Origin of the sequence: Clostridium cochlearium (genome assembly GCF_900187165.1) — a bacterium.
Lineage (GTDB): Bacteria > Bacillota > Clostridia > Clostridiales > Clostridiaceae > Clostridium_G > Clostridium_G cochlearium.
This window is the reverse complement of record NZ_LT906477.1, coordinates 824584-837532: the sequence shown is the minus strand read 5'-3', so window position 1 is coordinate 837532 and position 12949 is coordinate 824584. Positions and strand designations below refer to the sequence as shown.

The 12949-nt window shown below is 29.8% G+C and carries 11 protein-coding genes; 4 read left to right on the top strand and 7 right to left on the bottom strand.

Annotated elements, in window-relative coordinates:
* Positions 1–19: 19 nt before the first annotated feature.
* Positions 20–3793, bottom strand: a complete 3774-nt coding sequence (locus CKV72_RS04075) for a phosphoribosylformylglycinamidine synthase (protein WP_089862935.1) — start codon at positions 3791–3793, stop codon at positions 20–22.
* Between the two features lie 183 nt (positions 3794–3976).
* On the opposite strand from CKV72_RS04075, the gene CKV72_RS04070 reads away from it, so the two are divergent.
* From CKV72_RS04070 to CKV72_RS04055, 4 genes are all read left to right on the top strand, one after another.
* Positions 3977–5848 (top strand): LTA synthase family protein, encoded by a 1872-nt coding sequence (locus CKV72_RS04070; protein ID WP_157726532.1) that lies wholly within the window; start codon positions 3977–3979, stop codon positions 5846–5848.
* 78 nt (positions 5849–5926) lie between these two features.
* Entirely contained in the window at positions 5927–6952 is a 1026-nt protein-coding gene (locus CKV72_RS04065; protein ID WP_095177557.1) for an FAD:protein FMN transferase, read from the top strand.
* Positions 6939–7337: a NusG domain II-containing protein gene (locus CKV72_RS04060; RefSeq protein WP_089862938.1), complete on the top strand. Its 399-nt coding sequence runs from the start codon at positions 6939–6941 to the stop codon at positions 7335–7337. The genes CKV72_RS04065 and CKV72_RS04060 overlap by 14 nt, the downstream gene beginning before the upstream one ends.
* 15 nt (positions 7338–7352) lie before the next feature.
* A complete protein-coding gene (locus tag CKV72_RS04055) occupies positions 7353–7883 on the top strand; it encodes a Gx transporter family protein (protein ID WP_089862939.1) in 531 nt (176 codons plus the stop codon).
* Positions 7884–7916: 33 nt separating this feature from the next.
* Here the strand turns inward: CKV72_RS04055 and rnfB are convergent, their stop codons facing one another.
* Genes rnfB through rsxC form a run of 6 tightly spaced genes read right to left on the bottom strand, consistent with a single transcriptional unit; the run spans position 7917 to position 12929 of the window.
* Positions 7917–8846, bottom strand: coding sequence for an RnfABCDGE type electron transport complex subunit B (gene rnfB / locus CKV72_RS04050; RefSeq protein WP_089862940.1), 930 nt, complete (start codon positions 8844–8846; stop codon positions 7917–7919).
* Positions 8847–8870: 24 nt separating this feature from the next.
* The gene (gene rsxA, locus CKV72_RS04045) at positions 8871–9446 is read right to left on the bottom strand and encodes an electron transport complex subunit RsxA (RefSeq protein ID WP_089862941.1); all 576 of its coding nucleotides are present in this window, start codon (positions 9444–9446) and stop codon (positions 8871–8873) included.
* 46 nt (positions 9447–9492) lie between these two features.
* Complete coding sequence (gene rsxE / locus CKV72_RS04040; protein ID WP_089862942.1) at positions 9493–10095, bottom strand: electron transport complex subunit RsxE; 603 nt, start codon at positions 10093–10095, stop codon at positions 9493–9495.
* A 2-nt stretch (positions 10096–10097) separates the two neighbouring features.
* Positions 10098–10667: an RnfABCDGE type electron transport complex subunit G gene (locus CKV72_RS04035; RefSeq protein ID WP_089862943.1), complete on the bottom strand. Its 570-nt coding sequence runs from the start codon at positions 10665–10667 to the stop codon at positions 10098–10100.
* A gap of 1 nt (position 10668) precedes the next feature.
* Complete coding sequence (locus tag CKV72_RS04030; RefSeq protein WP_089862944.1) at positions 10669–11601, bottom strand: RnfABCDGE type electron transport complex subunit D; 933 nt, start codon at positions 11599–11601, stop codon at positions 10669–10671.
* A 20-nt stretch (positions 11602–11621) separates the two neighbouring features.
* Positions 11622–12929 (bottom strand): electron transport complex subunit RsxC, encoded by a 1308-nt coding sequence (rsxC, locus tag CKV72_RS04025; protein ID WP_089862945.1) that lies wholly within the window; start codon positions 12927–12929, stop codon positions 11622–11624.
* Positions 12930–12949 lie beyond the last annotated feature (20 nt).

The following is a 12949-nucleotide window of genomic DNA, read 5'->3' as shown; positions in this document are numbered from 1 at the left end:
CTTTAGAGGTAGCTTTAGATTATTTAAAGTAGTTTATTCCCGCTTCAAATATTTTTTGATCTTTTTCACCTGGAATATTTCTATATAGTCCTTCTCCTATTCTTTCTGAGTGAGCCATTTTACCAAGAATTCTTCCATCTGGACTTGTTAATGCTTCTACTGCATATAATGATCCATTTGGATTAAATTCTATATCATAGGTTGCATTTCCATTTAAGTCCACATATTGTGAAGCTATTTGACCATTATCTATTAATTTTCTTAATACATCTTCATCAGCCATAAATCTTCCTTCTCCGTGAGATATAGGTAATGAGAAAACATCTCCAACTTTTACATTGTTAAACCAAGGAGATAAATTAGATACAACCTTTGTTCTAACTATTTTAGATACATGTCTTCCTATTTTATTTTGAGCTAATGTAGGAGATTTTTCATCTAATTCTCTTATTTCTCCATAAGGTATTAAACCTAATTTAATAAGTGCTTGGAAGCCGTTACATATACCTAAAATTAATCCATCTCTGTTCTTAATAAGATCCATTACTGCATCTTTTATTTTTTCATTTCTAAATACTGTAGCTATAAATTTACCAGATCCATCCGGTTCATCTCCAGCACTAAATCCTCCTGGAATAGCTAATATATTAGAATTTCTTATTTCTTTTGCATAAGCATCTATGGTTTCTTCTATATCTTTTATAGAATTATTTCTAAATACTAAACTAGAGACCTGTCCTCCTGCCTTTATAAATGCTTTCGCTGTATCATATTCTGAGTTGGTACCTGGGAACGCTGGTATAAATACTTGTGGTTTTATATTTTTTATTATTGAAATATTTTTATTATCTTTTTGGAAATTTATATTATTTATATCTTCTTTAATATCCTCAATTTTTGTAGGGAATACAGTTTCTAAAGGTTTTATCCAACTTTCTAAGGCTTCATCTATTTTTATTACTTCATCTTTAACTTTAAAACATTGTTCCTCTATAGTTTTACCTAATAATTCCCAATTACTTCCCTTTAATTCTTCTTCTAAATTTATGTCTTTATTAAGTTCTACTATAATTGAACCGTAACTTGGATCTAATAATTCTTCTACAGTCCATTCTTTATTATTATCAAAACTAATTCCTATTTTATTTCCAAAAGCCATTTTACTTATAGCTTCTATTATTCCACCAGCTTTAATAGTATAAGTAGATAATGCTTTTCCTGATTTTATTAATGAATGAACTACTTCAAAATTTTTCTTTGCCATATCTAAATTAGGAATATAATTTTCATCTCTATCTACTTTTAATATTACAACATTACTATTTATTTCTTTAAATTCTTGTGAAATGCTATTATTGGTGTTTAATAATCCTAATGCAAAAGATATAAGTGTTGGAGGAACATCTAATTCTTTAAAAGTTCCTGACATACTATCTTTACCACCTATAGCAAAAGCCTTAAATTCCTTTTGTGCTTTAAGAGCCCCTAGTAATGCTGCAAAAGGTTTGCCCCATTTAGTTTTATCTTCTCCTAAGCTTTCAAAATATTCTTGGAAACTTAAATGAATATCCTTATAATCTCCACCTAATGCTACAATTTTTGCAATAGATTCTAATACTGCGTATAATGCTCCATGGAAAGGACTCCACTCGGATATATATGGATTAAACCCATGAGACATAATTGTAGCTGTTGTAGTTTCTCCATGTAAAACTGGAATTTTAGCAACCATACCTTCACTTGGAGTTAGTGCATATTTACCTCCAAAAGGCATTAAAACAGTAGATGCTCCCACAGTATTATCAAATCTTTCTACCATTCCCTTTTTGCTGCATACATTTAAGTTTGAAAGTGTTTCTAACCATGCTTCTTTAATGTTTTTATATTTGTTTGAACACTTAGTAAAATAATTTTCTTCTTTCTTAGGTGATGATACCTCTACATCTATTTCCTTTTTTACTCCATTACTATCTAAGAATTCTCTTTTTAAATCTACTATTTTATCTCCACGCCAATACATTTCAAGAGTTTTATTTGATGTTACATCTGCAATTTTTGTAGCTTCTAAGTTTTCTTCTTCAGCAAGGCTTATAAATCTTTCTAAATTTTTACCATCTATTACTATAGCCATTCTCTCTTGTGATTCAGATATAGCAATTTCAGTTCCATCTAATCCTTCATATTTTTTAGGTACTTTATCTAAGTCTATATAAAGTCCATCTGTTAATTCTCCTACTGCAACAGAAACTCCACCTGCTCCAAAGTCATTACATCTCTTTATCATCTTACATACTTCTTCATTTCTAAAAAGTCTTTGGATTTTTCTCTCTGTTGGAGCATTACCCTTTTGAACTTCTGAACTACATTCTACAATGGATTCTTCTGTATGTTCTTTAGAAGAACCAGTTGCTCCTCCACAACCATCTCTTCCTGTTTTTCCTCCAAGTAGTATAACTACATCTCCTTTTCGTGGAGACTCTCTTACCACATTAGAAGCTTTAACTCCTCCTATTACAGCTCCAACTTCCATTCTTTTAGCCATATATCCTTCATGATATAGCTCGTCTACAAATCCAGTAGAAACACCTATTTGATTACCATAGGAACTATATCCTGCAGCAGCTTCTGTAGTTATTTTCTTTTGAGGTAATTTTCCCTTTATAGTATCTTCTATTTTTCTTCTAGGATCTGCACTTCCTGTAACTCTCATAGCTTGATAAACATATGCTCTACCTGATAATGGATCTCTTATTGCCCCGCCAAGACAAGTAGCTGCTCCTCCAAAAGGTTCTATTTCTGTAGGATGGTTATGAGTTTCATTTTTAAACATAATAAGCCATTCTTCAGGTTTTCCATTTACATCTGCTTCTACTTTTATACTACAAGCATTAATTTCTTCACTTTTATCTAATCTTTGTAGCATTCCTCTTTTTAAAGCTTCTTTCATACCTATAGTAGCAATATCCATAAGTGATTGATATTTATCATCTCTATCTTTATGAATAAATTCTCTACTATTTAAATAATCTTCATATACTTCTTTTATAGGTTTTGTTAAATCAGTTTCCTCTATTTTTACATTTTTAATCTCTGTGTTAAAAGTTGTATGCCTACAATGATCTGACCAGTATGTATCTATAACTTTTATTTCTGTTATAGTCGGATTTCTATGCTCTTTTTTAAAGTAAGCTTGGCAATATTTTAAATCCTCTATATCCATAGCCAAACCTTCGTGTTTTAAAAGTTCTTCTAATTCATCTTCTTTTAAATCTATAAATCCTTCTAATGTCTTTACATTCTTTGGTTCAACAAAGTTTAAATCTAAAGTATTAGGTTTATTAATACTTCCTTCTCTTGAATCCACATCATTTATGCAATAATCCTTTATTTTTTTAAAATCTTCGTCTTTTTGAATTCCTTCTACTATAAATAGCTTTGAAGTCTTTATGTCTATGCCACTTTTTCCTGTAAGAATTTGAACACATTGAACTGATGAATCAGCTCTTTGGTCATATTGCCCTGGTAAATATTCCGACACGAAAAACTTAGCACCCTTTCCAATTGGAAATTCTTCTTCATATACATTATCTACAACTGGGTCTGAAAACACAGTATTTTTAGCCTTTTTTAGCTCTTCTATATCCAATCCTTCTATATCATAGATGTTAACTATTTTTAATTTTGAAATTTCTTCTATGCCTAAAGTAAGTTTTAAATCCTGTTTAAGATTTATTGATTCTACATCAAATTTATCCTTTTTTTCTACGTAAAGCCTAAATATATTTTTTTTCATAGAGTTTTTATCCCCCTTTTAACGAATATTATTCGTATTTATGTATTTTATGTTCGTATATATTATAGCACATATTTTTTTTATTTCATATATTATTTTAAAGTTTATAAAAATTTAATTGTTATTATATTAATAATATGTTATTTTGATTTAATGAAAGTAATTTTAATGGAGGTAATTAATATGATAAAAAATAGTATTAATAAAAAAAATTATAATTTTAAAGCTTTTAAATTATATACTATTTTATTAGGTATATTTATTGCACTTTTAACTTATAAGTCTTATATATTTGTAAAAATCATTTCCCCTACATATTTTAATAGAAGCATATTGTTCCCTAGTTTTTATTGTATAATACTTTTAATTGGTTTTTTTATGATATTTAAGGATAAAATAAGTTTAATACTTGCTTATTTATTAAATCTATTGTTAAGCATAGTCTATATATTGGATATATTTTATTTTAATTTAAAGGGAGATCTTTTATCTCTTGTATCTATAAAAAATGGAACTCTTACAAAGTTAATATCTACTAATTCTATATTTGAAATAATAGGCTTTAAGAATGTTTTATTTTTTATGGACTTGCTTGTTTTAATTCCAATTATTTTTATTTATTTAAAAAAAGTTAGGTTTACCGTTCCCTATTACTTTTACCTTATACCCTCTATTTTATTTATAGCATTAGGGGTTAATTTAAATGCTAAACATGTAAATAAATTAGCTGAAGAACAATCGGGTTTATTAAGAAATATGTCAAACAAACTTTACATATCTAGAATGATAGGAAATATTAACTATCATGCTTTAGATGGATACAACTATTTTTTTAGATATAAAGAGGACAATAATTTCCAGTATTCTGATGAAGAAATCTATAGTTTTTTTAAAGAAAATAATAAAAAAAATGCAGATAATAATCCTTATTTGAATAAAGGGCAAGGGAAAAATTTAATAGTTATTCAATTAGAATCCCTACAGGAATTTGTAATAAACCAAAAATTTAATGGGAAAGAAATAACGCCTAATTTGAATAAATTTATTAACAGAAGTGTATACTTTGAAAATTGTTTTTATCAAGTAGGAGAAGGAAACACTTCTGATGCTGAATTTTTAGTTAATAATTCCTTATATCCTTCTTCTAATGGAGCTACATATTATAAATATGCAGGAAATACTTTTAATTCTCTTCCTAAAAATTTTAAGAAGAAAGGTTATAATTCTTATGTATTTCATGGAAATAATGAAGGCTTTTGGAATAGGCACGTTATGTATAATAGTATAGGCTTTGATAAATTCTATGGAATTAGAGATTTTTCTCAAGATGATATAAGAGGTATGGGAATAGGTGATAGAACCTTCTTTAAAGAATCTTTAGAAAAAATGGACAGCTTTAAACAACCCTTTTATTCTTTTTTAATCACCCTAACAAGTCACTATCCATTTAAAGATAAAGAAGAATTATTTCCTGTAGGTGAATTAAAAGATACTTTTTTAGGTGATTATATAAACTCTATACACAATTTAGATAGGGAATTAGGAATATTTTTAAATGACCTTGAAAAAAAAGGTTATTTAGATAACTCTATAATTGTAATGTATGGAGATCACAATGGAGTTCCTATATACTTAACAAAGGAAATTTACAAGGTAAGAAAAGATATAGAAAAAAATGATTTTAATAATTTTATGCTGGGTAAAGTTCCTTTAATTGTGCATTTCCCTGGAGACAACTATAAATCTGTTAAAAAAGAAGTTGTTGGTCAAATAGATATATACAATTTAATAGCAAATTTATATGACATTAAAAATCCTTATGTCTTTGGAAGAGAAATTCTGTCCACTACGGATAACAAAGTTTTATTCAATAACGGTTCCTTTATATATGATGATATTTTATACATTTCACATTCAAATAAATATTTTAATATTAATAATGGACAAGAGTTAACCGAAAATCAAAAACTTAAAGATATAAATAATATTTGTAAAAAAGAAATTCAAATGAATCAACAAGTTTTAAGAAAAAACCTTTTATTAATGAACAACTAACTAAAAAGTAAGTCGCATTTTTTTATTTTATGTTATAATTAATGTGTTTGATAATTTTTATACTAAGGTGGTATTTATATGAAGAAAAAGTCTTTAATATCTCTTGTAATATTTTCATTAATATTTATGTTAGCTGGTTGTGGAAAAGAAACGGTTACTACTAAGGAAAATTACCTTCTAGATACTCTAATACAACTTAAAATATATGGTAAAAATTCTGAAAGGGCTGCTGATGAGGCCATGAAAGCAATATCTGATGTAGATGAAATGATGTCTCCTACAAAGCCTAGTAGTGATGTTGTAAAAATAAATAATAATGCTGGAAAAGATTTTGTAAAAATAAATGAAGATACTTTTAAAGTAATTAAAACCTCGCTTGAGTACTCTAAACTATCTAAAGGAAATTTTGATATAACTGTAGGTCCTTTAGTTAAACTTTGGGGAATCGGTACCGAAAATGCCCGTGTGCCTTCAAAGAACGAAATAGATGAATCTTTAAAATTAATTAACTATAAAAATATTTTAATTGATGAAAATAATAAATCCGTAAAACTTAAATATTCTAATGAAGTCATAGATTTAGGTGGTATTGCAAAGGGTTTTGCTGCTGATAAAGCTTGCGAAGTTTTAGAAAAACAAGGTATAAAAAGTGCCTATCTAAATTTAGGAGGTAATATTGTAACTATTGGCAATAAAACCGATGGAACTCCTTGGAATATAGGCATACAAGACCCTCTAAGTGATAGAGGTGAATACTTTGCTATAATAAAAGTTTCTAATAAATCTGTAGTAAGTTCAGGAACTTATGAAAGATTCTTTATTAAAGATAACAAAAAATATCATCATATATTAAATACTAAAACTGGTTATCCTGCGGAAAGTGGAATTCTATCTTCCACTATAATATCAGATAAATCTATAGATGGCGATGCTCTATCCACTATTACATTCATTTTAGGTTTAGAAAAATCTCTAGAACTTATAGAAAAAATTGATGGAGTAGATGCAGTATTAGTAACTACTGATAAAAAAGTACATGTAACATCTAATATAGCTAAAGATTTTAAATTATCAAATAAGGAGTATATTTATGAAGAAAGGTGATAAGATAATTTCTATAATTATAGTTTCAATTTTAATTTTGAGCTTTATTGGAATTTACATTTATAAGTATAGCATTAAATCCGATTCCAAAATTGCAATAATTAAGCAAGATGGTAAAATTATAAAAGAAATTAATTTATCTAAAGTAGATAAAACAGAAACTTTTTTAATAAAATCTGATAACGGCAAAGATAATAATAAGATAAAAATAGAAAAAGGGAAAATAAGTATATTAGAAGCTACATGCCCAGATCAAGTATGCGTAAAGGCAGGTCCAATATCTGAGCCTGGAGATACAATAGTTTGTCTTCCTAATAAACTTATAATAACTATAGAAGGAAAAACTCCTCACCATGAAGATGGACTAGATGCTGTTACCTATTAAATGAAAGGTGATGTTATGAAAAATATCAAAAAACTTGTATTCATAAGTTTACTAGTAAGTATAGCTCTAATAATTTATATAGTAGAAGCTCAACTTCCTGTATTACTACCTGGAATACCTGGTATAAAACTTGGACTATCTAACTCTATATCCTTATTTGCCCTACTTACTTTAGGTAGTAGAGAGGCTCTTTTAATAATGTTTTTAAGAACTATTTTAGGATCCTTTTTAGGTGGTAGTATGTCCTCTTTCATATACAGTATTGCAGGAGGCTTACTTAGTAATATTTTTATGATTTTTTTATATAATAAGTTTAGAGACAAGCTAAGCTTATGGTCTATTAGTATGGTTGGCGCATTATTTCACAATATAGGTCAATTATTAGTAGCCGCTATAATAATCCAAGATTCCAGAATATATATATATTTACCTGTTTTAATGTTATCCGGTGTTATAACAGGTTATTTTATAGGAATTCTAACTAATATACTATACAATCATTCATCTAAAGTATCATTACTTAAGGATTTGAAAAAGTTAAAATAAAAAATCTGTGTTCCTAATTGGAACACAGATTTTTTATTTATCTTCAGTTTTATTTTCTTCTTTAACTTGGGATACTGGTTTTGTGTCTGTAGCTTCCTTAGCTTCAGTTGCTTTCTTTTCTTCAGCTACTGGTTTAGCTTTTGGTGGTGCTACCTTCTTATCTTTTTTAAGATTTGCAATAGCTTTTGTAGGACATTTTCCTACACAAACTCCGCATTGAACACATTTGTCATAATCTATAACTGGTAAATTATCTACCATAGTTATAGCTTCTACAGGACAATTTCTTACACAAAGACCACAAGATAAACATCCAACAGCACATGCATTTTTAACTGCAATTCCCTTATCATGTGAATTACAAGAAATACGTACTTTCTTTGATACTGGTGTTAATTCAATAACACTCTTAGGACATATGTCTACACAAGCTCCACAGCCTGTACATGCTTCTTCATCTACAACAGCTATTCCATCTTTTATATGGATAGCATCGAACATACACACTTGAACACAACTTCCAAGTCCCATGCATCCATAAGTACATTCCTTAGAACCTGCTCCTGGAATATTAGCAGCATCTACACAAGTCATTGATCCATAATATTCATATTTTTCTTTAGCATTGTTACATGTTCCTTGACATTTTACATATGCTTTCTTTGGTTCAGATGTATCTACTGTAACTCCCATTATTTCTGCTATTTTACTGCTACATGCAGCTCCTCCAACAGGGCATCTATCTGGAGCAGCTCCTCCATTTACAACTGCATCTGCATAAGCATCACAACCTGCAAAACCACATCCACCACAATTTGCTCCTGGAAGAGCATCTCTTACTTGTGGTACTCTTGGGTCAACTTCTACCGCAAATTTCTTTGATGCATATCCTAGTAGAGCACCGAAAACTATACCTAATCCTCCTAAACTCAATACAGGATATATTAAATTATTTAAATCCACGTTAACACCTCCTAAACTTCTACTTTATATTAGTCCTTGGAATCCTAGAAACGCTATAGCCATTAATCCTGCTGTAATAAGTGTTATTGGTAGACCTTTTAGTGCTTCTGGTATATATTCGTTAGTATCTAATTTTTCCCTAATTCCTGCAAGTAAAACAAGGGCTAATGTAAATCCTAGTGCCGCTCCTACAGAGTTTACTAAGGATTCAATCAAATTGTATCCTTCATCACTATTAATAACTGCAACCCCTAGAACCGCACAGTTTGTTGTTATTAAAGGTAAAAATATACCTAGTGCTTTATATAAATCTGGGCTTACTTTCTTTATTACCATCTCAACAAATTGAACTAGAGATGCTATAACAAGTATAAATGCCAATGTTGATAAATACATTATATCAAAATTTGCTAATATAAATTTTTCAACTAAAAAAGTCATAATAGACGCTAATGCCATAACGAACGTAACCGCTGCTCCCATTCCTGTAGCAGTTTCTACTTTTTTAGAAACTCCAAGGAAAGGACATATTCCCAAGAATCTGGATAAAACGAAGTTATTAACTAATAGCGCACTTAAAAATATGGTAAATATCTTCATATCCTTTCAAATCCACCTTTCTTATAAAATAAGGCTTACCTTATTTTTAATTAGCTTTAGCTTTCTTTATTTTTCTAGCATTTAATATAGCCATTAATATTCCTAATGTAAAGAATGCTCCAGGTGCAAGTACCATTATTAGTGCTGGATTGTATGCTTGAGGCATTATTTGTTTGCCAAATACTGTTCCATTTCCTAATAATTCTCTTATTATTCCTAGTACAGTTAAAGATAAAGTAAATCCTAATCCCATTCCTAAACCATCAAATAATGAATCTAACACACCATTTTTTGATGCAAAAGCTTCTGCTCTACCAAGAATAATACAGTTAACAACTATAAGAGGTATAAATATACCTAATGATTTATTTAATTCTGGAAGATATGCTTTAAGTAAAAATTGTAGCACTGTAACTAATGTAGCTATTATAGTTATATATGCTGGTATACGAATTTCATCTGGAATAACCTTTCTAAGTAATGATATAGCTATATTTGAACCTATTAATACAACAGTTGCTGATAATCCCATACCTGCTCCATTAATAGCACTTGAAGTTACTGCTAGAGTTGGACACATACCAAGTACTTGAACAAAAGTTGGATTTTCCTTAATAATACCATTGTACAATCTATTACCAATTGCCATTATTAATTTCCTCCTTTCAATTTGGAGTTATAAAATTCTATTGCTTCGTTAACTCCACTTGTAACTGCCTTACTAGTTATTGTAGCACCTGTTATAGCTGCTATTTCATTCTCATTCGATGCAGTTCCTTTCACCACTTTAAGCTCTTCTGCTAATTTACCTTTATATTGTTCTGTAAAACCTGGAGTATCAGCATTGGCTCCAAGTCCTGGTGTTTCTGCATGACTTAAAACCTTTATACCGGAAAGTTTTCCTTCTGTTGACATACCTATCATTAATTCAATAGCACCACCATATCCTTTAGGTGCAACTTTTATAGTATATCCTTTAACTTCAGAACCTTCTTTACCTTCTGTTAATGATAGTATACCTTCATCTAATTCTACATCCTTCTTCTCTTCGAAAGTAGATGCCTCTGGAAGTATTTCTTTGTTTGCTTCATCTATGGTCTTCTTTTCTTGAACTGCTATAGGTGTAGCTGTCACTTGATTAACATAACCAAGTATTAGTCCACAGACACCTGCTATAACTAACAGCACAATACCTAATTTAAAAATACCATTTTTCTTCATATTATTTCACCTTCCCAAACGTTCTAGGTGTTGTCCATCTTTCTATAAGTGGAACAAATAAATTCATAATAAGTATGGAGTAAGATACTCCTTCTGGATATCCACCAAATATACGTATAATAGATGTAATAACTCCACATCCAATACCAAAGATAATTCTTCCCTTTGGTGTAATTGGACAAGTTGCATAATCAGTTGCCATAAATATAGCACCTATCATTAATCCACCTACAAATAATTCATAAATTGGGTTTCCTGCTCTTCCTGCAATAGCAGTTATTATTAAAGTAGTTCCTATAAATGTAGCTGGTATTTTCCAATCAATTACTTTCTTATATATAAGATAAGCTCCACCTAAAAGTAATGCTAAAGCTGAAGTTTCTCCTATACATCCCCCAACATGTCCTACAAATGCATCCATTAAACTTGGTAATGTTGCTCCAGTTGCTTCTGCTCCCTTTAATATTGCAAGGGGAGTAGCAGTTGTAGCTCCATCTAATGTCCAAGTTGTCATTTGAACAGGCCATGAAGCAAGTAAAAATGCTCTTCCTGCTAATGCTGGATTAACTATGTTTTGACCTAATCCACCAAAAAATTGTTTTACAATAATAATAGAGAAAAATCCTCCAATTATCGGTAACCATAATGGCGCTGATGCTGGTAAGTTAAATGCTAATAATAATCCTGTAACAACTGCACTCAAGTCACTTATTGTAACTTTTTGATTAGTTGCTTTTTGCCATATGTATTCTGCTAATACACAGGATATTACTGATGCAAGTATTATTAATAGTGCTTCCATTTTGAAAAAATATACTCCTGCAACAGTAGCTGGCAATAATGCTATAATAACATCTCTCATTATAGATTGTGTAGTGTGTTTTTCACGTATATGAGGAGATGATGACACTGTATACATTGTTGTTTCAGACATTAAAATTCACCTCTTTAAAATTATTTCTTTCTAGATGCTGCTTTTTTACCTGAACGTATTCTTTGTAATAAATGTCTTCTTGCTGGACATATGAAAGAACAACATCCACATTCAATACAATCTCTTCCATTAAATTCATTAAACATATCATAATTTCTTATAGATGATGCTACTGCAAGTTTTGTTGGAATTAAATTCATTGGGCAAACTTGTACACATTTACCACAGTTTATACAATTTGATTCCTCTTCAATTTCTGCAACCTTCTTAGTTAAACATAGTATTCCAGATGTTCCTTTTGCTGCTGGTACATCCAATGAATACATAGCTATTCCCATCATAGGTCCACCAGAAATCACCTTATAAGGTTCTTCTACAAAACCTCCTGCAAATTCTACTAATTCTCTTACAGAAGTTCCTATTCTAAATCTAATATTTTTAGGTTCTTTTATAGCGTCTCCTGTTACTGTAACTACTCTTGAAACAAGAGCTTTTCCATTTACTACTGCATTGTATATTTCATATACTGTATCCACATTTTGTACAATACATCCTGCATCAGCTGGTAGTCCACCTGATGGAACTTCTTTTCCAATTAAAGCATATATTAATTGTTTTTCTGCTCCTTGAGGATATTTAGTTTTAACAGATTTAACTTCTATTCTTTCTTCACCATTAGCTACTTCTTTCATAGCTTTTATAGCATTTGGCTTATTGTCTTCAATTCCTATAAGTCCTTTGGCATTTGGAAATAATTGAAGTATTATCTTTAATCCTTCAATTATTTCTTTACCATGTTCTAACATCATTCTGTGGTCACAAGTTAAGTAAGGTTCACATTCTGCAGCATTTACTACTATATAATCTATTTTTTTATCTGGTGGTGGAGTTAACTTTACATTTGTAGGGAAAGTAGCTCCTCCCATACCTACTATACCTGCTTCTTTTATAATATTTACTATTTCTTCATTAGATAATTTTGTGTAATCCCTTTTTTGGGTTTCCACTTCTTCATACTGCCCATCATTTTCTATGATAACAGCTTTGCATTTAGCTCCATTAAATTGAGTTATTTCAGATACATTTTTAACAGTTCCTGAAACACTTGAGTGAACGTTTGCAGATATAAATCCCTTTGCTTCACCTATTTTTTGTCCAACTAGGACTCTATCTCCTTTTTTAACAATAGGTTCTGCTGGCGCCCCAATATGCTGTGACATAGGAATAACTATATCTCCCTCTGGTAAATATTCTTCAATTGCTTTATTTTCACTATAATGTTTACCATGAGGAGGATGTACTCCATTTTTAAACGTTAATATTTCCATAAAGACCCTCCTATCTTTTA